This window comes from Gemmatimonadota bacterium (assembly GCA_016719105.1).
Lineage (GTDB): Bacteria > Gemmatimonadota > Gemmatimonadetes > Gemmatimonadales > Gemmatimonadaceae > SCN-70-22.
In genome coordinates, this window is the sequence record JADKAQ010000020.1 from 103,900 (window position 1) to 128,041 (window position 24,142).

Sequence of the window (24,142 nt, forward strand, 5' to 3'; positions counted from 1 at the left end):
CTTAGGGCGCCGAGCTGCGCTTCCAGCGAATCTCGCGCGCCTGGTCCAGGTCCTCGAGGAACATCTGCTCGGCCTGCGCGCCTAACGTGGCGTCTTCGATCACCGCGTCGAGCTCGAAGTTGATGGCCACCCCCAGCAGGTTGAAGTCGGTCGACCCCACCCGCACCCAGCGCCCGTCGACCACGTTCGTCTTGGCGTGCATCATCTCGCCGCGCCACTCCCAGATGCGCACCCCGTGCTTGAACAGGCGGGTGTAGAACGGCGCGATGATCGTGCGCAGCCAGGGGTGGTCATAGCGCGAGGGGACGAGGACGCGCACGTCGACGCCGTCGCGCGCCGCACCGGCCAGCGCCTCGACCATCCCCAGCGACGGGGCGAAGTAGGCGCTGGCGATCCAGATCGTGCGCTCCGCGCCTAACGCCTGCATCTGCAGCGCCCGCGACACGCGCATGCGCCCCGGCTCCCCCTCGATGATCCCCACCAGCGACGGCGGGTCCACCTGCGGGTCGAGGTGCGAGGCGCTGGGACGGCGGATCAGGCGGATCCCCTTGGGGCGCCCCTCGTGCGCGCGCGCCCACATGCGCTCGAACGAGTCGACCATGTCCACCGCCGCGGGGCCGGCAATGCGCACCGCCGTATCGCGCCACGGCGCGCTCCGGCGCCGCAACACCCCGCGCTTCCACTCCTTCCCGATCCCGATCCCGCCGGTCACCGCGATGGCGCCGTCGGCCACTACCAGCTTGCGATGGTCGCGCGGGAGGATGCCGCCCCACGCCCGGAAGCCGGGCGGCGAGAACAGCTGCACCTGCACGCCGAAGCGTGTCATCTCGCGGAAGAAGGCGCGCGGCGTCCCCATGCGCCCCACCCAGTCCACGAGCACGCGCACCTGCACCCCGCGCATCGCCGCGTCGATCAGCGCATCGCGAAAGCGGCGCCCCACCTCGTCGTCGCGAAAGATGTAGCCCTCGAAATCCACGCGGGTCGTCGCCCCGTCGATCGCGGCGATCATGGCATCGAAGGTCGCCGGGCCGTCCTGCAGCAGGTGCACGCGGTTGTCCGCCGACACGTCGGCGGCGGCGATGCGCCAGAGCCCGCGCGCGAAGGTGCGGGTGCGCTGCGCGGTGGGGAGGAGCGGGGCGGGGCTCACGGTCGGCGGGAGCGGCTCGAGCTCCAACGGCTCCGGGATTCCGTCCGGCTGCGGCGGCACCGCGAGCGGCGTGTACGGCACGAGGGCATGTGCCAGCTCGGCCCCGTCGCCACGCGCCCGCGCAACGGCGGGGGCCTCCGCGTCGCCGCGGGGGACGACGTCGCCCCCGTCCAGCGGGTCGCTCACCGCTCGAACTCGCGCGCCATCCCCTGGCGCAGCGCGACCCGCGCCAGGAGTGCACCGATCGACAGCGTGAGCGCCACCATCAGCATCATGAAGCCGGTCTGGATCGCCCGGTTGACGTTCTGGTCCACCAACGATCCAAAGCTGAGGAAGCCGATCGTCCCCGGGACCAGGAGCACCGTCGCCGGCTGCTGCAAGACGGCGTACGGCAGTCGCAGGCGACGCGCCAGGAGGATGCTCGCCGCCGTCGCCGTGAACGCCCCCACGAACGCCCCCGCATTGGAGCCGAGCCACTTGCCGCCGCCAAAGGCCGCGAGCGAGGTGATCACGCAGATCAGCGTGATCCACAGCGCGTCCTTTCGGCGCGCGTTGAACAGGTGCGTCATCGCCAGCCCCGCCACGAGCGGCGAGAGAATGCGCACCCACGCCGGCAGGTTGGTCGCGGCCGGGAGGATGAGGCGCGCCTTCACGTCCGACGCGACCGCCTGCTGCCCCACCACCACCCCAACGATCAGGAGCAGCAACGTCACCACCCCCGCCAAGAAGCGCCCCGACCCCGCCGTCCAGTGCCCCTGCGCCAGCTCGCTCATCGACACCGTCAGGCGCCACCCGGGGAGGAGGATCACCAGCGACGCCACCAGCACCGGGACCGGGCGGATATCGGCGATGTTGAGCCGGTCGAAGCCGAACGCCGCCCCTGACGCGATCGCCGCCAGCAGCACCGTCGCCAGCGGGACCAGCGACTCGCGGCCGGCCACCAGGTGCAAGACCGCCCCCACCAGCGCCCCCAGGAGCGCCACCAGCCCCAACTCCGTGAGGTCGGCGCGCAGCAGGAGCGCCGCCGACGCACTCAGGAGTGCGCTGGCCAGCGTGTCGAGCACGATGCTCGACTTCGAGCGCCAGGCCAGCAACGTCGTCAGCCGCTCGGCCGCGTCGCGCGGGGTGATCTCGTTGCGGGCTACCCGCTCCAGCACCCGATGCAGCGCCACGGCCCGCGTGAGGTCGGGCGACGACGCATGCACGCGGATCACCTCGGTCCAGCGGCGCCCCTCCTTGGCCAGCGTGATGAAGATCGCCGTCGCCGTCGCCGTGCAGTCGGCGGTGAAGCCGAGCCGGCGCGCCAGGTACTCGAGCCCCTCCTCGGTCCGCGCCGGGATCTCGTCCACGGCCGCGTACGCCCGCGCCGCGAGGCTGATGAACAGCACCGCGTCCTCGACCGTCGTCGGGGCCTGCGAGGGGGGGGCCTCGTAGAGCGCCGTCAACGACAGCGACTGGGTCGGGTCTTCGGCAGTGACCGAGGCGCTCATGGCTGGAGAGGGGGGATTCGCACCGTAAGTTGTCACCGACGTCGGGCGAAGGGGATCGCAAAGCACGAATCGCGCGCATCTTTTCCCCGTCGCCGGGCGTAGAGCCCGCCGTACGCGCGCGGTTTCCGTGCGTCGCGCGCGCACCTCCCGCATCCAGCGACTTGCGACGCCCCCCATGCACGGGCGATATACCCTCCCATGCTTTCAATCGACCTGACCGGCAAGCGCGCCCTCGTGGCTGGCGTTGCCGACGACAACGGCTTCGGCTTCGCGATCGCCAAGGCCCTGGCCGAAGCAGGCGCCAAAGTCTGCGTGGCCACCTGGCCCCCGGCGCTCAACATCTTCCGCAACCTGATCGACCGCGGAAAGATGGACGATTCCCGCCGCCTCTCGAACGGCGAGCTCCTCCAGTTCGAGCGCATCTACCCGCTCGATGCCGCCTACGACACCCTCGACGACGCCCCCGAGGACGTCCGGACGAGCAAGCGCTACAAGGAAGTCGGCGACTTCTCGATCGCCGGCATGGCCGCCAGCCTCGAGCGCGACTTCGGCCCTCATGGGGTCGACGTCGTCGTGCACTCGCTGGCCAACGGCCCCGAGGTGCGGAAGCTCCTCGTCGACACCTCGCGGGCCGGCTACCTCGCCGCCGTCGGGGTGAGCGCCTACTCGCTCGTCTCCATGGTGCGCACCCTCGGCCCCCTCATGAGCCCGGGGGGCTCCGTCATGTCGCTCTCGTACCTGGCCGCCGAGCGCGTGGTCCGTGGCTACGGCGGTGGGATGGGGACGGCCAAGGCCGCGCTGGAGAGCGACACCCGGACCCTCGCCTTCGAGGCCGGTCGTCGCTGGGGCATTCGCGTCAACACGATCTCGGCCGGTCCGCTCGCCTCGCGCGCGGCCAGCGCCATCGGGATCGTCGAGAAGATGGTGAGCTACTATCGGCTCAATGCCCCGCTCACCGACGATCTCAAGGCGATCGAGGTCGGCTACGCCGCGGCCTTCCTCGCATCACCGCTGGCCAGCGGGATCACCGGCGCCACCGTCTACGTGGACAAGGGCTTCCACGCCATGGGGATGGCGGTCGCCATTCCGCAGTGGATGAAGGACGAGGAGGTGGAGCTCCAGGCCGAGGCCGATGCCAAGGCGGCCGCCGAAGCGCAGGCGGCCGCCGGAACACCGAGCGCGGGCTAGCGCCGTCGAACGGCGGTCGAGTCGGGGACGAAGGTGAAGGGGAGCTGCACCACCTGCTGCACGATCTGCCCCTTTCTCACGGCGGGGACGAACAGCTGATCGCGCAGGGAAAGACGCACCGGCTCCACGAAGCCGGCGTGCGTCGTCGTCACCACGTTGAACGTGTCGAGGTTCACCGTCCCCTTGGCATCGACCACGAACTCGGCGAGCACCTTCCCCGGGACGAGGTTGGTGTACAGCGAGTCGGGATACACGGGGCGCACGATCTTGCTCGAATCGACGCGCGCCTGCTGGTCGACCTGCTCGGCGGTGAAGACCGAGAGCTGCTGCACGAGCGCGGCGATCTCGGCCGCCGCTGAGATCTCGCCCTTCTTCCGCTTCTTGGGGCGGAGTTCGCCCTGCCGCGACCAGAGGATGATCGTCCCGCAGGCGGAGCTCAGCGAGCGGTTCCCCTGGAACTCGGCCGGGACGCTGGCCGCGCCGCTGTAGATCTCGATCCCCTCGAAGCTGCGCGGGTCGACCGAGTCGAGGTCGAACTCGCCCGCGTACAGCGGCGAGCCGTCCATCCAGGTGAGCGGGGCGCAGCGGGCGCCGCGGAAGCGCACGCTGGTGTTGAAGCCGCGCGTGTCGATGCGAACGCCGGGGATCATGCGGAACAGGTCGGTCATGTTGCCGGGGTTCCGCTTCTCCACCTGCTCGCGCGTGATGAAGTGCCCGTGCCCGCGCGACTGGCGCTGGTAGAAGCCGGCCATGCGACCGGTGATCTCGCGCCGCCCCATGATCACCACCGGCTGCAACGCCACCACCACGCGGCGCAGCGTGAACTCCGCGTTGATCGTCGTGCCGGCCAGGACGTTGACCGTCGTCGATTCGGGGAGGAAGCCGATGCGGCGCACGTGGATCGTCATCGGGCCGGCGGTGGCCTTGGCAAAGAGGAACTCGCCGCCGACGCCACTTTCCCCACGAATCGGCGCCCCGGTCACCGAGACCTGTGCTCCCTCCACCGGCGTGCCGGAGGAGTCACGGACCAATCCCTTCACCCCACCGGTCCCCACTTCACCCTGCTGCCCGAACGCCGGCGATGCCGTTAGGCATGCGAGTAGTGCGGATACCACAAAGGCGCGCTGGCGAATGCCAGGGCGCGACGGGCGATTGTACATCACGACAAAACCTCCCCCGCCGAGGGCGGGTGCGCGTGGCATCCTGGGGGTGATGGCCAGCAGGCGACCAGTATCGTACCCTCCAGACGGGATAAATGCACTACCGGCGCCTCCAGTTGCCGGCGGCCGCGTTTCCACCCCGGCTCCGATCGCCCTGCTCGTCACGGAATGCGCACTTCCGGCCCCGCGAAGTCGCCGCCAGGGGGACGGGACGCGCCGAAAGCGCCGTGCGACGCACCGCGCGCGACGTCGACGGGAATGCCGGGGATGCTGGGCGATCGCCCCCCGAGCCAGACCGTGCCAACCGACCGTCGGACGCGTAGGTTATCGCCGCCGACTCGGGGCGCTCCACCCCGTCCAACCCGCCGGCGCTCCTCCCGCGACTCCATGCGCACACTTCGTCGTCGGCGCCCCGGGCGCCCCAGCTTCCGGGCCACGGCCCTCGTCGCCGCGGTCGCCCTCGCCGCCTGCTCCCGTCCGGCCACGCCGGGGCTCGCCCCGGATCGCGGCCCGTACGACGTCATCATCGAGAACGGTCGCCTCGTCGACGGTACTGGCAATCCGTGGTTTGCCGGCGACCTCGCCATTCGCGGCGACCGCATCGCTGCCATCACCATCGCCGGCGGGCTGCGACAGGCGACCGCGCGCGAGCGCATCGACGCCGCAAACCGCGTGATCGCGCCAGGCTTCATCGATATCCAGTCCCACTCGTGGGACGCGCTGATGTGGGGCGATGGGCGCGTCGTGTCCAAGGTGACGCAGGGGGTCACCAGCGAGATCCTCGGCGAGGCGACCACCCCGGCACCGTCCAACGAACGTGTCGACTCGCTCCCCGAGTCGAGCCTGACCCCGCAGCGTGCCGTCATGGTGCGTCGCTATCGCGGCGGCGCCGGCTTTGGCCTGTGGCTCGCCGACATGGAGAAGAACGGGATCTCGGTCAACGCCGGGTCGTACCTCGGCGCCACCACCGTACGTGGCTACGTGATGGGGCAGGCCCCCGGGATGCCTAACGCCACGCAGCTCGACACGATGCGCGCCGTGGTGCGCGACGCGATGCGGGGCGGGGCCTTCGGCATCTCCACCGCCCTCATCTACCCGCCCGGCTCGTATGCCAGCACGACGGAGTTGGTCGAGATGGCCAGGGCGATGGCGCCGTTCCAGGGGGGCTACATCACCCACATGCGCTCCGAGGACGACTCGCTCTACGAGGCGATGGACGAGGCCTTCCGCATCGGGCGCGAAGGGGGCGTGCGCGTCGACATCTACCACCTCAAGGCCTCCAACCGCCGGAATTGGTCCAAGGCCCCGGGCATGGTCGCCAAGATCGACTCGGCGCGCGCCTCGGGCTTCGATGTCGCCGCCACCATGTATCCCTATCCCTTCTCGGGCAACAACCTCGGCGAGTGCTTCCCCGACTGGGCCGCCGAGAACGGGAAGCTGTTCGACAACCTGAAGAATGCGGAGGTGCGCGCACGCATCGTGCGCGAGATGACCGACATGGACGGCGCCCCCCTCTGCCAGCGCGAGGGGCCCACGGGCTACATGATCGCCGGCTTCACCAAGCCGGAGCACAAGCCGTTCGAGGGGAAGCTCCTGTCCGATATTGCCTCGGCGATGAACCGCCCGTGGCCCGATGCCGTCATCGAGCTGATCCTCTCCGAAGGGCACGACCTCGACAAGATCAACTTCACCATGTCCGAGGAGAACGTGCGCATGCAGCTCAAGTGGCCGTGGGTCTCCATCGGCAGCGATGCCGGCGGCGTTGACCCCGACAGCGCCACCGGCGTCGTCCATCCGCGCGCGTACGGGACGTACCCGCGCATCCTCGGGCGCTACGTGCGCGAGCAGAAGCTCCTGACGCTCGAAGACGCCGTGCGCCGCATGACCGGCGCCGTCGCGTCGCGACTGGCCCTGCGCGATCGCGGACTACTGCTCGAGGGGATGTTCGCCGACATCGTGATCTTCGACCCGGCCACCATCATGGATCTCGCCACCCCCGAGCGGCCACACCAGCTGTCGCGCGGCGTGGAGCAGGTCTGGGTGAACGGCGTCCGCGTGCTGCGCGACGGGCGCCACACCAACGCCAAGCCGGGACGCGCGTTGCGCGGACCGGGGTGGGATGGCACCTCGGCTCGTTAGGTTCGTCGCACTCCTTCCCTTTCGTTCGCTCCGGATCGTCGCGTGCTCAAGAAAGTCATCGCCGTCGTCTCGTTCGCGCTCGCCGCCCTCTCCGGGTTGGGGGCCTGGCGCGCGACGCGCCTCGTCCCGCGCGCGCCGGCCTCGCTCGCCCCCGATGCCGGGATCGCCGCCGCCACCGTCACCACCGATCGCTTTCGCGAGTCGCTGCGCTTTCGCACCGTCTCGGTGCAGGATTCCACCCAGTGGAACCCGCAGCCCTTCCTCGAATTCCACGACTGGCTACGCGCCGCCTTCCCCCGCGTCGACTCGGCGCTCACGCGCGAGGTCGTCAACGGCTACTCGCTCCTCTACACGTGGAAAGGCGCCGACACCACGCGCGCCCCCATCCTCCTCACCGGGCACTTCGATGTCGTCCCCGTGGAGAGCGGGACCGACTCGATGTGGACCCACCCGCCCTTCGCCGGCGACACCGCCGACGGGATGCTGTGGGGGCGCGGCGCCGCCGACGACAAGATCTCCGTCATCGGGTTGCTCGAAGGGGTCGAACTCCTCGTGGCGCAGGGCTTCCAGCCCACGCGCACCGTCCTCCTCGCCTTCGGCCACGACGAGGAGGTCGGCGGCTATCGCGGCGCCGAGCACATCTCCCGCCTGCTGCAACAGCGCTACGGCAAGGTCGCCTTCCTCGTCGATGAAGGGGGCTTCATCACCGAAGGGATCATCCCCGGCGTGAAGCGTCGGGTGGCGATGGTGGGTGTCGCCGAGAAATCGTCGATGTCGGTCGAGCTCTCGGTCATGGGCGGGGGCGGCCACTCGTCCATTCCGCCCACGCATACCGCCCTCGGGATCCTCGCCCGGGCCATCACCCGGCTCGAGGACGACCAGATGCCGGCGCGCCTCACCCCGGCCACGGAGGCCTTCCTCACCAACGTCGCTGCCGAGGGGTCGTTCGCGATGCGCTTCGCCTTCGCTAACCTCGGCGCCGTGCGACCGCTCATCGTCCAGGCGCTGGTCAAGCAGCCCCAGACCGCCTCGGTCGTGCGCACCACCACCGCGGTGACCATGGCCAGTGGGAGCCCGAAGGAAAACGTCCTCCCCATCCGCGCCACGGCGGTGGTCAACTTCCGCATCCTCCCCGGCGACTCGGTGCAGGGGGTCCTGACCCACATCGCCCGCGTCGTGGGCGACACGATGGTCAAGGTGCGGCAGCTCGGAAACGCCCGCGAACCGTCGGCCATCACCCCGTTCGATTCGCCGGAGTACGCCGCGCTGGAGAAGACCATCTCGCAGCTCTATCCCGACGCCCTCCCCACCCCGTACCTGCTCGGGGCCGCCACCGATACCCGCCACTACGAGCCGCTCACGAAGCACATCTTCCGCTTCGCCCCGGCCGTCGTCACCGCCCCCCTCGTCTCGGGGGCCCACGGGACGAATGAGCGCATACCGCTGGCGGACTTCGCGTACGGCGTAAAATTCTGGGCGCAACTCATCCGAAACGCCCAATAGCCGCCCTGCGGCCCTATCTTTGCTCACGCGATAGGGCTCCCGCCCCCAGAAGACGCGCCCGCTCGTCTTCCCGTCCTCCCGTCTTCCCGTCTCCCAGAACTTGGCCCGGACCTGCCCGCAGTGTGGGAAGGAGTACAGCGACGACGACCGTTTCTGCACGGTCGACGGCGCTGCGCTCATCTCGGCCGGTGGCGCCAACTCGCTCATCGGGACGGTCCTCGCCGATCGGTATCTCGTGCAGGAGCGGCTCGGTGAGGGAGGGATGGGCGAGGTCTATCTCGCCGAGCACGTCCGCATCAAGCGCAAGGTCGCGGTCAAGCTGATGCGCACGTGGATGGTGGGCGACCCCGTGGCGGTGTCGCGCTTCCATCGCGAGGCCGAGAACGCCTCACAGATCTCCCATCCCAACGTCGCGCAGGTCTACGACTTCGGCGAGACGGCCGATGGGATGATCTACCTGGCGATGGAGTACGTCCCCGGGGAGCCACTCTCGTCGATCCTCGATCGCGAAGGGCGCCTGAACGTCGTGCGCACGGGGGAGATGGTCCGCCAGACGGCCGAGGCGCTGGTGGCCGCGCACGGGATGGGGATCCTGCACCGCGACCTCAAGCCCGACAACATCATGGTCGCCCGGACACGCGCCGGCACCGACATGGTGAAGCTCGTCGACTTCGGTATCGCGCGGGTCATGAGCCGCGGGACGCAGCAGTTCACGTCGACGGGGATGATCGTCGGGACCCCCGACTACATGAGCCCGGAGCAGCTGACGGGCGATTCGCTCGACGAACGCTCCGACCTCTACGCCCTCGCCCTCATCGCCTTCCGCGTCCTCACGGGCGAGAGCGCCTTCAAGTCCAACGTCGCGGGCGATGCGTTCATCGCGCGGATGATGGGGAAGCCACGCACGCTGGCCGACGTCCTCCCCGACGTCGCCTGGCCTGCGGCACTGCAGGCCGCCTTCGACAAGGCGCTGGCCGCCGATCCCGCCGCGCGCCACGCCGACGCGATGGAGTTCGTCGCCGAGTTCGACGGGGCGATCGACCAGATCCCGCTGAACGAGGAGGAGCAGGCATACCTGCTCCTCGTGTCGCAGCGCATGGCGACGCCGAGCCGCGGCGGGATGATCGTCGACTCGTCCACGCCGGTGCGCTCGATGTCGGCGGTGCGGGCCGCCGGTGGATTGTCGCCGACCCCAACCACCGGGCAGCCGCCGGTGGGCGTCGCGACCCCGCCGAGCGAGTCGCAGGCCATGCCGCGCCCCGCGCTCCAGCCCACGGTGCAGCTGGCGGGAGCCGCCGTGCCGCCCGTGGGCGTGCCGCCCGTGCGCAGCGAAACACCGGTGGTCCCCGCCGCCGCCGCCGCCGACGCGTCGCGCACCACCACGCCGACACCGCCGCCACCCGCGTCGCCGATCGCGGCGCGTGACGACACGCAGCCCGCGTCGATCGTGGTGCGTGACGCCACGCCGGCGGTGCCACACCCGGCCGTTGTCGCGGCCCCCCCCGCTGCCGCCTCGCCTCGCCGCGGTCCCCCGCTCGGGGTCATCGCCGCTGCCGCGTTAGGCGTGGCGGTGCTCGGCTACGCGGCCACCCGGCTCGGCGGTGGCAAGGACGAGACGGCGGCGCCCCCCGCGGCCGCCCTCGTCGACTCGACGCTGAATGCGGCCCCCGCCGAGACCGCCGACACGCTCGCCGCCTCGGCGCTCCCCGCGGCGGCCAGCGCCGACAGCGAACGGGTGCAGCGAGCCCGCGGCGCGGTCCTCTCCGTGATGTCGGCCAATGGGCGCGGCAGCGCCTTCGCCGTCGATTCGGCCGGGCTGCTCGTCACCGCCGCCTCGCTCGTCCCAGCCGATCGACGCATCGACGTCTTCGTCGACGCCGACAACACGGTGCACGCGACCGTCGTCTCGGTCGATAGCGCCACTGGGCTCGCCGCCCTTCTCGTGTCGCCGCGCGTCTGCCGTCGCTGTCGCGCGCTCGATGTGGGGCAGCGCGATACCATGCGCACCGCGACGGCCGTGGGTGACTCGCTCCTTGCGCTCCCTGCCGTCAGGCGCAACACGGTCACGCCGCAGCCGGTCGTCGTCGCCCGCGTGACCGCCTCCACCTTCGCCACCGCGACCTCGGTCGGCACCAGCGCGCTCGGCGCGCCGATCCTCAATCCGCGCAGCGGGAGCGTGGCCGGGATCGTGGCGCGCCGGCGCGGCAACGTGGTCATCGCCAACGCCGCGGCGCTTCGGGCCCTCGTCGCGACCGCGCGCCCCGCGGCGTCGCGCCTCACCACCAACGACTCGCTCTTCCGCACCTGGCCGGCGCGCGCGGTCGGCGCGTCGGAGCTCACGGCGGCCGAAGCGGCGTCGTTCGACCTCGCCGGCTATCGCGCCACGCAGGGCGGGTTCGACGTCCTCGCCATGACGCCGCAGCTCCTCGCCTGGCGCCTGGCGCAGTCGGCGCCGCCGGCCGTGGAAGACAATCCGTTCGAAATCGGCGCCAAGACCCCGGGGGGCCCGCCGGATCCACTGCTCGAGTGGAAGTCGTGGCGCGCCTATCGGGAGGAGCGACGCGCGGTCGTGATCTTCCACGTGGCGCCCGACAAGGCCGCCTACCCGCAGCGTCCTGACAAGCCGCTCGACGCGCGGAAGGGCGACTTCTACTCGTTGACCATCACGCGCGACGGCACGCCGCTGGTCCCGCTGGAGAGCCAGACCATCCACGCGGTGGGGAACGTCGACATGTACCGGCGCGAGAAGAAGGCGATCCCGAACGCGGGGATCTACGTCTTCCACCCGGCCGACTTCGCCGCCGCGTCAGCGACGTATCAGGTGGTGATCGTCGACGCCGACCAGAAGCGGCGCGTGACGATGGCGCTCCCGGCGACGATGCTCCAGTCGATCGCCAAGGACCTCGGTCCCTGGCAGCGTTAGGCGCTCAGCGCCTCGCTGGCCACGCGCGCGCACTCGGCGAGCACCGCCGCCCCTACGAAGATCGCCCCGTCGGCGGCGTGGAAGCGCGGCGAATGCGCGGCGACCGCCTCGCCCCCGGCTTCGCGTGCGCCGATGCGCAGGAAGCACCCCGGGATCTTCTCCATGTAGAAGGCGAAGTCCTCGCCCCCCATGTTGGTGATCCCGAACGGGACCACGGCCCCGTCGCCGAGTACCGAGGTCGCCGCCGCGCGTGCCCACTCGGCTTCGCGCACCGGGTTGACGATCGGCGGTGTCCCCAGCTCCACCACGACCTCTGCCTTCACACCGTAGGCCTCGCCCACCTGCGTCGCGAGTCGTCTCACCTCTTCGCCCAGGCGCCGGCGCGTGTTGGGGTCCATCGCCCGCAGCGTTCCGGTGAGGATGGCCCGTTCGGGGATGACGTTGGAGGCGACCCCCGCGTGGATGCTGCCGACCGTGCACACGGCCGGAGCCGCCGGGTCGAGGCGGCGGGCAACGATGGTCTGCAGCGCGGTGATGACGGCGGCGGCGGCGACGACGGCATCGGCCGATTCGTGCGGGCGTGCGCCGTGCGCGCCGCGCCCCACGAGGGTGATCGTGAAGCTGTCGGCCGACGCGGCGAGCGGCCCGGCCTCGGCGATCACCTGCCCGACCTCGAAGCGGCGGTCGACGTGTCCGCCGAAGATGGCCGCCACGCCATCGAGCGCGCCGCTCGCCAGGATGGCGGGGGCGCCGCCACCGACCTCCTCCGCCGGCTGCAATACCACGAGGACGTCACCGCGTGCCGGGCGGCGCGCCAGCTCCATCGCGGCGCCGATTGCCCAGGTGGCGTGCACGTCGTGGCCACAGGCGTGCATCACCCCCGGCACGGCGGAGGCGTAGTCGAGCCCTGTCTCCTCCTGGATCGGGAGGGCGTCGATGTCGCCGCGCACGGCGACGACAGGGGCCGACGGGTCGCGACCCTTGAAGCGGGCGACGACCCCGGTGTTGGCCACCCGCGTCACCGACATCGCCCCTAACGACTCGGCGACCGCCGCCAACCGGTCGGAGGTGGCGTACTCCTTCCACGAGAGTTCGGGGTGCCGGTGCAGCTCGCGCCGGAGCGCGACGAGGCGGGTGATCTCCTCGTGAGTGAAGCGGTCGCGCGCGCGCGGTGGGGCGTCGAGGTAGATCGGGACGCCCGTGGTGGGCGTCACGATCATCACGGGCTCCCTACTCACCCAGGCGCTCCAGGCGCACGGTGAGGTCGTCGATGCGGCCGACGTCGATCGTGACGCCGAGTCCGGGGCGGTCGAGCGGGACCTTGACCATCCCGTCCGGCGTCATCGTCCATTCGGGGGTGACGACGTCGCGCGCCCAGTAGCGCGCGCTCGGGCTCACGTCGCCCGGCTTCTGGAAGTTGGGGAGCGAGGCCAGCGCCACGTTGTACGCGCGCCCGATCCCGCTCTCCAGCATCCCGCCGCACCACACGGGGACGCCGTTGGCTTCGCAGAAGTCGTGGATGGCCAGCGACGGGCCGAAGCCGCCGACACGTCCCGGCTTGATGTTGATGATGCGGCCGGCACCCAGCGTGACCATGTCCTGCGCGCGGTCGAGCGAGGTGATCGACTCGTCCAGGCAGATGGGCGTCTTGAGGCGGCTTTGCAGCTCGCGGTGACGGACGATGTCTTCCCAGTCGAGCGGCTGCTCGAACATCATCAGGTCGAGGTCGTCCATCGCCACGAGGGCGTCGGCCGTGTCGAGCGTGTACGCGTTGTTGGCGTCGGCCATGATCGGGGCGGTGGGAAACGCCTCGCGCACGGCGCGCACGTAGGCCACGTCCTTCCCCGGCTTGATCTTGATCTTGATCTTGCGATAGCCCTCGGCGAGCGCGGCCCCGGCCTTCTCGACCAGCTTTTCGGGCGTGGCCTGGATGCCTAACGAAATCCCCACCGGGATCTCCTCGCGCGTCCCCCCGATGAGGCGGGCCAGCGGGATCTGCAGGCGCTCGGCCTCTACCCCCCACATTCCCATCTCGACCGCCGCCTTGGCCATCATGTGCCCGCGGAAGTCCTGCTCGAGCACGGCGTGGACTTCGCCCGGACCCTGAAACGGCTTGAACAGCACCCGCGGCGCCACCCACTTGGTGATCGCCATCCACGCCGTGTCGATCGTCTCGGACGTGTAGTTGGGCGTGTCGTCGGCCACGCACTCGCTCCAGGCCACGGCGCCGCTGGCGTCGCGCAGCTCGAGCAGCGCGCAGCGACGCTCGGTCATGGTGCCCGAGGAGATCTGGAACGGCTCACGCAGGGGCAGCCGGATTTCACGCAGGGTGATGCCTGTCAGGTGCAACATGCGAGTGGAGACCGGGGACGGGAGAGAGGAGCGCGCTAGCGCGCGACTTCCAGGACGTAGTACGGATGGGCGCCGCTGGCCGGACGCACGAAGCGCGTGACCGTGTGGCCGCTCGCGTGGAGGGCATTGAAGGCCCCGCGCACGGCCAGACGCCAGTACATGGCGTCGTCCACGCTGTCGCGCTGCACCACCGTCAGGTCGTGCGGCACCTGCACGCGAACCGCCGGGCCGACAGCCTCGGGATCGAAGGCGGGGCGTCCGTCACTCCCGAGCGGGTTGGCGAGCGGGAGGGCACAGTCGCCTGGCCCCTCCGCGTCGAGGGTGCTGGACGGGGAGTACGGCTTGCTCAGCGCCCACGAGATCACCAGGCGATCGGTGGGAAGCTCGCCGTGCAGCGTGCTCCCCGTATTGGCGCCGTAGATGTTCTCGACGTACTCCACCGGCCGGGCGCCCAGGCGGTTGATATTGAAGTGCGCGTTGCGCGCCACGAGCGGGTCGGCTGTCCATAACATCGTTTCGACGCCAAGTTTCTGGACGCGTTCGCGCTGGAAGTGCTTGAGGCGGTCGCCGATGTGGCGTCCGCGCGCTTCCTCGCGCACCGCCAGCATGTCCGACCAGTGCGCGGGCTTCCCCTCGCGAATGCCGGTCATGCCGAACACGAACCCGATCATTCGTCCGTTGCCATCGAACGCCCCGGCGGTCACCCCGCCGATCTTCTGGGAGACCCGCAGGATGGCGCCGGGGACGCGCTCGGAAAAACCACGCCCCCAGGTCTCTTCCTGCAGGTCGACACAGGCGGTGTATTCATCGAGCGTCGCGAGGTCACGTATGGTGACGCTGTCGAGCGGATCGGTCATGCCATGGCCTCGAGGGGCGAGTACTCTTGCGTCACATCCGGGAGGGTCATAGATAAATGCACAGGGCAGAATTGTATACAAATTTCGGCGAGGAGAAAAGGGCCGGTTTTTCTCGAGCGGGGGAGGGCGTGTGACGGGAGCGACGAAGAAGGGACCACCGCAGCGTGCCGCACGACCCGAGATTGTCTATCGCAAACTCCGGGAACTCATCGTGCGCGGACAACTTGCCCCCGGAACGCGCATTGTCGAGACCGACGTGGCGCAGCGGCTCGGCGTGAGCCGAACTCCCGTACGGGGCGCGCTCCAGCGCCTCCAGCAGGAGGGGTACATCCTCGACTCCCCGGCCCTGCAGCAGTCGCGCCCCACGGTTGCCCCACTCACGCGTGAGGATGCGCGTGAACTCTTTTCGATCGTGGCCGAAATCGAGGGACTCGCGGCACGTTTTGCCGCACAGCTCCCGGCCGCCGCTCGCGAAAAGCTCGTCGCCGACCTGACCAGCATCAACGAGCAGTTCCGGAAGGCGGCCGACGCCAAGCAGCAGAACCACAATCGCCTGTGGGAGCTGGACGAGAAGTTCCACCGCCGCTACGTGGAGAGTGGCGCCGGCGTCCGACTCCTCACCCTCCACGACGCCGTCAAGCCGCAAGCCGAGCGCTACGAGCGCATCTACGTCTCACTGCTCTCCCGCGACCTCTCGCCCTCCGTGGCCGAGCACGTGGCCATCATCAAGGCGATCAAGACCGGCAATGCGGATGCAGCCCAGCTCTGCGTGCAGTCCAACTGGCGCAACGCCGCCGACCGACTCGGCAGCGTGATCACCAACGTGGGCGAACGCGGGCAGTGGTAGACCGCCACCGGCGGCCCAACCTCCCGTTCCCCGAGACGACATGAACGAGGCGTTCCAGCTGCACGCGACCGGTGGAGTCCTCACGGTCACCTTCAATCGCCCGGAGCGCCTCAACGCCTTCCGCCGAGCCGAGTATCATCGCTTTCGCGACCTGCTGGCCGATATCGAGGACGACCCGTCGGTGTGCGCCGTCGTCCTCACCGGGAGCGGGCGCGGCTTCTGCGCCGGCGAGGACCTCAAGGAGCTCGACGCCAGCGTCGCCGAGGCGCCGTCGGTCACGCGTGAGAACGCGTTGGTGCTGCAGGACATCACGCGACGGATCGTGCGAAGCCGCCTGGTCTACATCGCGGCGGTGAACGGGGTCGCCGCGGGGTTTGGTGCCGAGGTGGCGTGCGCGTGCGACGTGCGCCTGGCGGGCGATGGGGCGCGCTTCGTCTTTCCCGAGGTGAAGCGAGGGCTCTTCATCACCAACGGCATCTCGTACACGTTGCCGCGCCTGGTGGGCGACAACTGGGCGGCGACGCTCCTCCTCACCGGCGATCCCATCGACGCCGCGACGGCGCTGCGCATCGGGCTGGTCTCGCAGCTCCTTCCCGGCGACGGACTCGTGGCCGCGGCGCAGGCGATGGCGGCCACGGTTGCGGGCAATGCGCCGTCGGCGGTGCAGCACACCAAGCAGATCCTGCGGGGCGACGGCGACGCCCTGGAGCACGCGCTGGCGCAGGAGGTCGAGTATCTGGAGCGCGTCCTCGCGACCGGCGAGTATCTCGAGGGGGCGCGCGCCTTCGTCGAGAAGCGCCCTCCGCGCTTTGGCGAGCGCGGTCGATAGAGAGTTCGTCCGGTCGCAACCACGCCTGGGGTCGTCATGCTGAAGCGGATCGTGCTGGGGATCGTTGGCCTGGTCGTTGGCCTCGTCGTCGCGGTGCTGGTCCTTGCGGCCATGGCGCGCGACGCCGGCGACGTGCGCGTCCCCGCGGGGATGCGGCGCAACCAGGCGCTCTATGTTCCCATGCGCGATGGTGAGCAGATCGCCATCGACGTCTGGTACCCCGCGACCCTTGCAGCTGGCCAGCGCATTCCGGCGCTGATCAAGGCGACGCGCTACGTGCGCGCCACGCGCCCCGGGCTCCTGGCCAGGGCGGCGATCGCCATCGGCCAGTTCTCGTCGCTCGACCGGCGATTGGGGTCCATCCTCGATGCCGGCTATGCGGTCGTCCTCGTCGACGCGCGAGGGAGCGGCGCCTCCACCGGGCGTCGGGCCATCGAGTGGTCGCCCGACGAGCTGGCCGACTACGGAGAGATCGTCGACTGGATCGTGAAGCAACCGTGGTCCAACGGGCGGGTCGGCGCGTGGGGGGTGTCGTACGACGGGAACACCGCCGAGATGCTGGCCGCAACCGGGCGCCCGGCGGTGAAGGGGGTGGCGCCGCTGTACGACGACTACGATCCGCCGCTCGACCTGGCGATGCCCGGGGGGGTCCTGCTGTCCGGCTTTCTCTCCGAGTGGGGGGGCGCGAACAACCGGCTCGACGCCAACGACTACTGCGGGCTCACGCGCGCGACCGGACTCACATGCGCCGTCCAGCGGCTCTTCATCCAGGGGATCAAGCCGGTCGATGCCGACGTGGGGGGGCGCATGCTCGACTCCATCGTGGCGGCGCGCAGGAACTACGACATCATGACCGACATGCGGGCGATCGAGAACCCGCGCGACACCTTCCCCACGTCGCGGCTCACCTTCGGCGACATCTCGCCCTACGGGATGCGCGACAAGGTGGAGCCGCTGGCCACGCCGATGCTGGTCCGCGTGGGATGGCTCGACGCCGGGACGGTGAACGTGGCGTTAGGCAGGTTCTTCTCGCTCAAGACGCCGCAACGCCTCGAGATCGGGCCGTGGAGCCACGGAGGGGGCGAGCACATCGACCCGTTCCTCCCCGACTCGACGGCGACCGTCCCGTCGTCGGCGGAGCAGCAGCGCGAGATGCTGGCCTTCTTCGATGGGTTGTTGAAGGAACCAGGTGGGAAGGTCCCCGCGCATGAGATCCGCTACTACACGATGAACGACGGGCGCTGGCGCACGACGACGCAGTGGCCACCGGCGGGGATGGCGCCGGTGCGCTGGTACCTCGGGACCGGGAAGACGCTCGGACGGGTCGCGCCCACGGACAGTGTCGGGGCGGACACGTACACCGTCGACACGACGGCGACGACGGGGGCGCACACCCGCTGGCACACGCAGCTCGGGGGCGACGACGTGACCTATGGCGACCGTGCGGCGGCGGACGCGAAGCTCCTGACCTACACGAGCGAGCCGCTGCCGGCCGACGTGGAGATCACCGGGGTCCCGGTGGTCTGGCTGCGCGTGGCGTCGACGCACGATGACGGCGCCTTCTTCGCGTACCTCGAGGCGGTTGCGCCTGACGGCAAGGTGACCTACGTGACCGAAGGGATGCTGCGGGGGCGGCACCGGAAGCTGTCGACGGCGCCGCCGCCGTACCGCACCTTTGGTCCCGTGCACGCGTTCACCCGGGCCGACGCGATGCCGCTCGTCCCCGGCGAGGTGGCGGAGGTCCCCTTCGAGCTGTTCGCGACGTCGGTGCGGTTGCGGAAGGGGGACCGCATCCGGCTGGCGTTAGGTGGGGCCGACCGGTCGATGTTCGCCCTGTATCCCCCGGCGGCGACCCCGACGTGGACGGTGCACCGACACTCGGCAGCGCCGTCATGGCTGGAGCTCCCGATGCAGGAGGTCGGGGCGCCGCAGCCGTAGGGGCGGCGCCGGCGGGGGGTGTTGAGCGGGCCGCTGCCGTCGGCCTCCGCCGTCTACCTGGGCAGTCGACCTACTGGTCCGTCTCCCCGGTCCGCCTCCCTTCCGGCCCCCCGTTTGACCCCCCCGACGAGCGCCCCCGGTCAGAATTCCGCCGCTGCGCGACGCCTTCGGCCCCGGGGGGCGACGGGCGCTCGCGTTGCGCGCGGCACGCGGAATTGTATACAATTGTAGGCCTCCCGATCCGGACACACCCTGCATGGTTCCGCCCACCGTCCCGCCGTCGTCGCGTGCGGCGCGCGCGTGAGGATGGCGTACCCGGTGGCAGCCCGCGTCGCCCGGTCGTTGGTCGTTCGATGATCCTCTCCCTTTCCCGGCAGCTTCCGATGGCTTCTTCCCTGCGTTCCCTGCTGGCGTGCGCACTCGGTGCCGCGACGCTGGCCAGCTGCAAGACCGCCCCGACGCCGGCGCCCTCGCCCGCGGTCTCGGCGCAGGCGAGCCGAGAGGCGCTGGATGGGCGCGCGCGACTGGGCGGCGCCGACTATGACGTAGTGATCCGCAACGGCCGGGTGATCGATGGGATGGGAAACCCCTGGATCCTGGCCGACGTGGGGATCATCGGCGGCAAGTTCGCCACCATCGGCAAGATCGCCGGGCGAGGCGTGAAGGAGATCGACGCCAAGGGGCTGTACGTATCGCCCGGGTGGATCGACATGATGGACCAGTCGGGAGGGGTGCTGCCGCGCAACGGGCTGGCGCAGAACAAGCTGTTGCAGGGGGTGACGACGGCGATCGGCGGCGAGGGGGGCTTCCCCGTCCCGGCGTCGCAGATTCCGCAGTACTTCTCCAACCTGGAACAGCAGGGCATCAGCATCAACTTCGGCAACTACTACAGCGCCACGCAGGCGCGCGTCGCGGTGCTCAAGTCGTTCAACCGCGCCCCCACGCCGGGCGAGCTGGACCAGATGCGGGCGAGCATGGACACGGCAATGCGCGCCGGGGCGATGGGAATGACGACGGCGCTCATCTATCCGCCGAGTTCGTACAGCACCACCGAGGAGCTGGTCGAGCTGGCCAAGGTCGCGGCGCGCTACGGCGGGACGTACGCGAGTCACATCCGCGGCGAGGGGAAGGAGGTCGTGCAATCGGTGCTCGAGCTGATTCGCATCGCCGAAGAGGGGGGGCTCCCCGGGGAGGTCTTCCACCTGAAGGTGGCGTATCGCCCGGGGTGGGGGGTGCTCATGGACTCCGTGCGCCAGGTGATCGAGGCGGCACGCGCGCGCAACGTGGACGTGGCGGCCGATCTCTACGTCTACACCGCTGGTGGGACCGGGCTCGAGGCGACGATTCCCGCATGGGCGGCCGACGGCGGCCGCGACTCGCTGCGCAAGCGGCTCGCCGACCCGGCCATTCGCGCGCGGCTCAAGCGCGAGGTGGAGACCGGGTCACCCGGCTGGTGGAACATCATCGAGGCCGCTGGCGGGTGGGAGGGCGTGGTGCTGGTGAACGCGCAGAATCCGGCCAACACCCGGTACCAGCGGAAGTCGATTGCCCAGATCGCGAAGGAGATGGGGAAGGAGCCGGCCGATGCGGCGTGGGACCTGGTGCTCGAGGGGACCGGCCGCGTGATGGCGATCTACCACATGATGAGCGAGCAGGACATCGAGACGGCGCTGCGCTTCCCGTGGACGAGCATCGGAAGCGACGCCGGTGCGGCGCTCAATCCCGGCGCGGTGGACCAGACGGGGCTCCCGCACCCGCGCATGTACGGCAACGCGGTGCGCGTCGTCTCGCGGTATGCACGCGATCGCAAGGTGCTGTCGGTGGAGGAGGCGATCCGCAAGCAGACCTCCTGGCCGGCGACGCGCATGCGGCTGGCGGGGCGTGGCTCGATCAAGGAAGGGAATTGGGCCGACGTGACGATCTTCGACCTCGCGACGCTCGACGACAAGGCGACGTACGACAGCCCGCTTGCGACGCCGACGGGGATCGCCTACGTCCTGGTCAATGGCGTGGTCTCGGTCGAGCAGGGGAAGCACACGGGGGTGCGCGCCGGGCGGGTGCTGTACGGTCCCGGGCGCGTCGTCGCGCGTTAGGCATGGTGTCCCGTGGCCCGGCACCAGCCGGGTGCGCGATGGCAGGTGGAGGGTGTGGTCAGGCAGGTCACGTTGGCCCGCTGTGGTGCGACCAATGACGGGCGCGCGCGGCGTGGCATCACTCTAAGGAGCGGGAGAGACGTACGATGTTGACTGGCGAGCGGAAGACGCGGAGGATGGCAGCGCGTGGCCTGGTGGCGTTGCTGCTGGCGAGCATGGCCGCAGCGCCGGCCGGGGCGCAGAAGGCGAAGGGCGCCGCCGCGCGATATGCGCAGCTCGACGCCTACGTGGCGGCGGCGATGAAGGACTGGAAGGTGCCGGGGATCGCCCTCGCGATCGTCAAGGACGACTCGATCGTGTACGCCAAGGGGTACGGCACGCGCACGATCGGGAAGCAGGAGCTGGTGGATGCCAACACCATCTTTGCGATCGGCTCCGCCTCCAAGGCGTTCACCGCCGCCCTGGTGGCGATGGCGGTGGACGAGGGGAAGATGAAGTTCGACGAGAAGGTGACGGCCTATCTCCCCGGCTTCCAGCTGTACGATGGCTACGCCGGGCGTGACCTCACCATTCGCGATGCGCTGTCGCACCGCAGTGGCCTCTCGCGTGGTGACCTCATGTGGTATGCGGGCGAGTTCTCGCGCGACGAGATCCTGCGTCGCGTGCGCTACCTCAAGCCGAGCTGGGGGTTCCGCGGGCTGTTCGGCTACCAGAACATCATGTTTCTCGCCGCCGGCGAGTCGGTGGCGGGGGTGGAGAAGCGCTCGTGGGATGACCTGATCAAGAGCCGGATCTTCACGCCGCTGGGCATGTCCTCGTCGTCGACGTCGGTGCGTGAACTGGCGGGGAAGGACAACGTCGCGACGCCGCACGGTGAGGTGAACGACACGGTGGTGGCGATTCCGTGGAAGAACATCGACAACATCGCCCCGGCCGGCTCCATCAACTCGAACGTGCGCGACATGGCGCAGTGGCTGCGCCTGCAGTTGGGGCGCGGCAAGCATGGCACGCAGCAGTTGATCACGACGGGGAACCATGGCGAGATGTGGATCTCCAACACGACCATCCGCATGGAAGGGCCGCTGGCGCACTACATGGCGCCCGGTGGCAACCTGTCGGCGTACGGGATGGGGTGGTTCCTGCAGGACTTCAGCGGGCGCCTGGCGGTGCACCACGGCGGCAACATCGACGGGATGTCGGCCATGGTGGCGATGCTGCCTGACGAGAAGCTGGGCGTGGTGATCCTCACCAACAAGAACGGGACGCCGGCGCCGGGCGCGATCTTCCCGTACGTGTTCGACCTGTACACCCGTGACACGCCGCGCGACTGGAACGCGGAGTATCACAAGATGATCGACCCGGTGATGAAGATGGCCAAGGACGCCGAGTCGGCGGCCGACAAGGCGCGCGTGCTGGGGACCAAGCCGTCGCTCGAGCTGGCGAAGTACGCGGGGACGTACGCCGACTCGATGTACGGCGACCTCACCATCCGCCAGGCCGCGGGCGGGCTCACCCTCAAGTACGGGATCTTCGCCGGGACGCTGGAGCACTGGAACTATGACACCTTCCGTGGCACGATGAACAACCCGTCTGCGGGGAAGCCGCTGGTGACGTTCGTGCTCGGCGCCGACGGCAAGCCGGTGGAGGTGAAGATCCAGGGGTTCGAGGACGGGACGTTTCGCGCCAAGCCGCCGGCCGCCAGCAGCAAGCCCGGCGTGTCGCTGACGCGTGAACAGCTGCAAGGCCTGGTGGGGCGTTACAAGCCGGAGCAGCTCCCGCTCGATGTCGACGTGCAGCTGGTGGGCGAGGCGCTCAAGCTCACCGTCCCCGGGCAGCCGACCTACACGCTGGTTGCCGAGTCGCCGACGCGCTTCCGCATGACGGGGCCGCCGGGGATGCCCGACGGCTTCTTCTTCGAGTTCGACGTCACGAATGGAAAGGCGACCGGGGCCACGCTGGTGCAACCGGCGCCGCAGCCCTCGCTCAAGCTCAAGAAGCAGTAGCGGGGGCGCGGGGGGCGCCGACCGCGCCCCCCGCGTTCCACCGCTGCCCATCGTCGCGCCATCCCGCGCGCGCGATACCCAACCACCCACCGTCCTCCCCAGGGCCTGCACATGCACGGAGCACTTTCCAGAGCGGCGTTAGGCATCGTGACGCTTTCCACCGTCTCGCTGGCACAGCGGCCGGCGGCGCGCGGCATCCCGGCGGACTTCGATGCGACGGTGGCCCGGGCGATGGCGACCTTCAAGGTCCCGGGGCTCGCCGTGGCCGTCGTGAAGAACGACTCCGTCATCTTCGCCAAGGGCTACGGAGTGCGGGCCCTCGGCGCCCCGGAGCCGGTGACCCCCCACTCGCTCTTTGCCGTCGGGTCCACCTCGAAGGCATTCACCGTGGCCGTGCTGCAGCAGCTCGAGCAGGAAGGGAAGCTCAGGCTGGACGACCCGGCCACCCAGTACCTGCCGTCATTGCAGCTGTACGATCCCTACGTCACGCGCGAACTCACCGTGCGTGACCTCGTCACGCACCGCAGCGGGCTGCCGACGGCCAACGCCGTCTGGTACGGGACGCCGTACTCGCGCGAGGAGATCCTGCGGCGCCTGCGCTATCGCAAGCCCAGCGCCTCCTTCCGTTCGACGTGGCAGTACCAGAACGAGATGTTCCTCGCCGCGGGACAGGTGATTGCGGCGGTGGACGGGCGCAGCTGGGACGACGCAGTGAAGGCGCGCCTCTTCACCCCGCTCGGGATGCGCGCGTCGGGGACGTCGGTGCGCGAGCTGGCTACCATGCCCGACGTGGCGCAGCCGCATCTCGAGCGCGACGGGACGGTGCGGCGCATTCCCTATCGGAACATCGACAACATCGCCCCTGCCGGCTCGATCAACTCCAGCGTGCGCGACATGGCGCAGTGGATCCGCTTCCAGCTGGCGAAGGGGAAGTGGGACGGCGCGCAGCTGCTCAACGAAGCGGCGTTCGATGATGCCCGCCGCCCGTACATGGCGATGCCGTCCTCCCCGTTCAGCGAACTCACTGCGCCCGGGGCGCAGCTCGTCTCCTACGGAATGGCATGGATGCTCTACGGCTGGAACGGTCGCACGATCGTGGAGCATTCCGGCGGGATCGACGGGATGACCGCGGAAGTCGCGCTCGTACCGGAGGAACGGCTGGGGCTCGTGATCCTCGCGAACCTGTCGACCGTGGCGCCGCAGGTGCTGCAGAGCTACCTGCTCGACAGCTTCTTCGGCGCACCCAAGCGGGACTGGACCGGCGAGGTCTCGACGAAGATGGCGGCGCTCGAGAAGGCCGGCGCCGACGCGATGGCCAAGGCAGAGCGGGAACGCACGAAGGACTCCCGCCCGACGCTGCCACTCTCGGCGTACGCGGGGACGTATGCGGACTCGTTGTACGGCGACGTGGTGGTGCGCGAGGCGAACGGGGCGTTGCAGCTGACGTTCCTCGGCAATCGCGAGGCGCGCCTCGAGCACTGGCAGTTCGACACGTTCCAGGCACGATGGGACGACGTGATCCTCGACAAGACGATGGTGCAGTTCTTCCTCGACGCGTCGGGGAAGGTCGATCGTGTGCGCATCGGGATGTTCGCGGGCGAGACGGGCGATTTCGGCCGCCGGCCGGCGAAGTAGCGAGTCGATTCCCCCACGTAGCGCATACGCCGTTCACG

16 protein-coding genes are annotated in these 24,142 nt (G+C 70.0%); 10 read left to right on the top strand and 6 right to left on the bottom strand.

Going from position 1 to position 24,142, the window contains the following annotated elements:
• Nucleotide 1: 1 nt before the first annotated feature.
• Both IPN47_19435 and IPN47_19440 read right to left on the bottom strand, forming a co-directional pair.
• Complete coding sequence (locus tag IPN47_19435) at nt 2–1,333, bottom strand: cardiolipin synthase B (GenBank protein MBK9410173.1); 1,332 nt, start codon at nt 1,331–1,333, stop codon at nt 2–4.
• On the bottom strand, nt 1,330–2,637 hold the full coding sequence (locus IPN47_19440; protein MBK9410174.1) for a threonine/serine exporter family protein: 1,308 nt from the start codon (nt 2,635–2,637) through the stop codon (nt 1,330–1,332). Before IPN47_19440 ends, IPN47_19435 begins: the two co-directional genes overlap by 4 nt.
• Nucleotides 2,638–2,835: 198 nt before the next feature.
• Here IPN47_19440 and IPN47_19445 point away from each other — a divergent pair, with 198 nt between their 5' ends.
• Complete coding sequence (locus IPN47_19445; protein ID MBK9410175.1) at nt 2,836–3,825, top strand: enoyl-[acyl-carrier-protein] reductase; 990 nt, start codon at nt 2,836–2,838, stop codon at nt 3,823–3,825.
• Here the strand turns inward: IPN47_19445 and IPN47_19450 are convergent.
• Complete coding sequence (locus tag IPN47_19450) at nt 3,822–4,988, bottom strand: TonB-dependent receptor plug domain-containing protein (protein ID MBK9410176.1); 1,167 nt, start codon at nt 4,986–4,988, stop codon at nt 3,822–3,824. The two genes, IPN47_19445 and IPN47_19450, sit on opposite strands and share 4 nt — an antisense overlap.
• A gap of 384 nt (nt 4,989–5,372) precedes the next feature.
• Here IPN47_19450 and IPN47_19455 point away from each other — a divergent pair, with 384 nt between their 5' ends.
• The 3 genes from IPN47_19455 to IPN47_19465 all read left to right on the top strand — a co-directional run bounded on the left by IPN47_19455 (nt 5,373) and on the right by IPN47_19465 (nt 11,550).
• On the top strand, nt 5,373–7,124 hold the full coding sequence (locus IPN47_19455) for a D-aminoacylase (protein ID MBK9410177.1): 1,752 nt from the start codon (nt 5,373–5,375) through the stop codon (nt 7,122–7,124).
• A 42-nt stretch (nt 7,125–7,166) separates the two neighbouring features.
• On the top strand, nt 7,167–8,627 hold the full coding sequence (locus IPN47_19460) for a M20/M25/M40 family metallo-hydrolase (GenBank protein ID MBK9410178.1): 1,461 nt from the start codon (nt 7,167–7,169) through the stop codon (nt 8,625–8,627).
• Between the two features lie 100 nt (nt 8,628–8,727).
• A complete protein-coding gene (locus tag IPN47_19465; protein MBK9410179.1) occupies nt 8,728–11,550 on the top strand; it encodes a protein kinase in 2,823 nt (940 codons plus the stop codon).
• Here IPN47_19465 and IPN47_19470 read toward each other — a convergent pair.
• The 3 genes from IPN47_19470 to IPN47_19480 are packed head-to-tail and all read right to left on the bottom strand — an operon-like array spanning nt 11,547 to nt 14,759.
• Nucleotides 11,547–12,788, bottom strand: coding sequence for an amidohydrolase (locus tag IPN47_19470; GenBank protein MBK9410180.1), 1,242 nt, complete (start codon nt 12,786–12,788; stop codon nt 11,547–11,549). The two genes, IPN47_19465 and IPN47_19470, sit on opposite strands and share 4 nt — an antisense overlap.
• On the bottom strand, nt 12,781–13,902 hold the full coding sequence (menC, locus tag IPN47_19475; protein MBK9410181.1) for an o-succinylbenzoate synthase: 1,122 nt from the start codon (nt 13,900–13,902) through the stop codon (nt 12,781–12,783). Before menC ends, IPN47_19470 begins: the two co-directional genes overlap by 8 nt.
• Nucleotides 13,903–13,937: 35 nt before the next feature.
• A complete protein-coding gene (locus IPN47_19480) occupies nt 13,938–14,759 on the bottom strand; it encodes a hypothetical protein (protein ID MBK9410182.1) in 822 nt (273 codons plus the stop codon).
• A gap of 130 nt (nt 14,760–14,889) precedes the next feature.
• Between IPN47_19480 and IPN47_19485 the strand changes: the two genes are divergently transcribed.
• The 6 genes from IPN47_19485 (at nt 14,890) to IPN47_19510 (ending at nt 24,104) form a co-directional block, all read left to right on the top strand.
• The gene (locus IPN47_19485) at nt 14,890–15,606 is read left to right on the top strand and encodes a GntR family transcriptional regulator (protein ID MBK9410183.1); all 717 of its coding nucleotides are present in this window, start codon (nt 14,890–14,892) and stop codon (nt 15,604–15,606) included.
• A 40-nt stretch (nt 15,607–15,646) separates the two neighbouring features.
• On the top strand, nt 15,647–16,435 hold the full coding sequence (locus tag IPN47_19490; protein MBK9410184.1) for an enoyl-CoA hydratase/isomerase family protein: 789 nt from the start codon (nt 15,647–15,649) through the stop codon (nt 16,433–16,435).
• Nucleotides 16,436–16,471: 36 nt separating this feature from the next.
• A complete protein-coding gene (locus tag IPN47_19495; protein ID MBK9410185.1) occupies nt 16,472–18,373 on the top strand; it encodes a CocE/NonD family hydrolase in 1,902 nt (633 codons plus the stop codon).
• A 383-nt stretch (nt 18,374–18,756) separates the two neighbouring features.
• Entirely contained in the window at nt 18,757–20,466 is a 1,710-nt protein-coding gene (locus IPN47_19500) for an amidohydrolase family protein (protein MBK9410186.1), read from the top strand.
• A gap of 176 nt (nt 20,467–20,642) precedes the next feature.
• A complete protein-coding gene (locus tag IPN47_19505; protein ID MBK9410187.1) occupies nt 20,643–22,469 on the top strand; it encodes a serine hydrolase in 1,827 nt (608 codons plus the stop codon).
• 111 nt (nt 22,470–22,580) lie between these two features.
• The gene (locus IPN47_19510; GenBank protein MBK9410188.1) at nt 22,581–24,104 is read left to right on the top strand and encodes a serine hydrolase; all 1,524 of its coding nucleotides are present in this window, start codon (nt 22,581–22,583) and stop codon (nt 24,102–24,104) included.
• The last annotated feature ends 38 nt before the right edge of the window (nt 24,105–24,142 follow it).

Excerpts from the sequence above, each read along its gene's own strand:
- IPN47_19440 (MBK9410174.1), bottom strand. The coding sequence starts at position 2,637 with ATGAGCGCCTCGGTCACTGCCGAAGACCCGACCCAGTCGCTGTCGTTG.
- IPN47_19445 (MBK9410175.1), top strand. The coding sequence starts at position 2,836 with ATGCTTTCAATCGACCTGACCGGCAAGCGCGCCCTCGTGGCTGGCGTT.
- IPN47_19455 (MBK9410177.1), top strand. The coding sequence starts at position 5,373 with ATGCGCACACTTCGTCGTCGGCGCCCCGGGCGCCCCAGCTTCCGGGCC.
- menC (MBK9410181.1), bottom strand. The coding sequence starts at position 13,902 with ATGTTGCACCTGACAGGCATCACCCTGCGTGAAATCCGGCTGCCCCTG.
- IPN47_19480 (MBK9410182.1), bottom strand. The coding sequence starts at position 14,759 with ATGACCGATCCGCTCGACAGCGTCACCATACGTGACCTCGCGACGCTC.
- IPN47_19490 (MBK9410184.1), top strand. The coding sequence starts at position 15,647 with ATGAACGAGGCGTTCCAGCTGCACGCGACCGGTGGAGTCCTCACGGTC.
- IPN47_19495 (MBK9410185.1), top strand. The coding sequence starts at position 16,472 with ATGCTGAAGCGGATCGTGCTGGGGATCGTTGGCCTGGTCGTTGGCCTC.
- IPN47_19500 (MBK9410186.1), top strand. The coding sequence starts at position 18,757 with ATGGCTTCTTCCCTGCGTTCCCTGCTGGCGTGCGCACTCGGTGCCGCG.
- IPN47_19505 (MBK9410187.1), top strand. The coding sequence starts at position 20,643 with ATGGCAGCGCGTGGCCTGGTGGCGTTGCTGCTGGCGAGCATGGCCGCA.
- IPN47_19510 (MBK9410188.1), top strand. The coding sequence starts at position 22,581 with ATGCACGGAGCACTTTCCAGAGCGGCGTTAGGCATCGTGACGCTTTCC.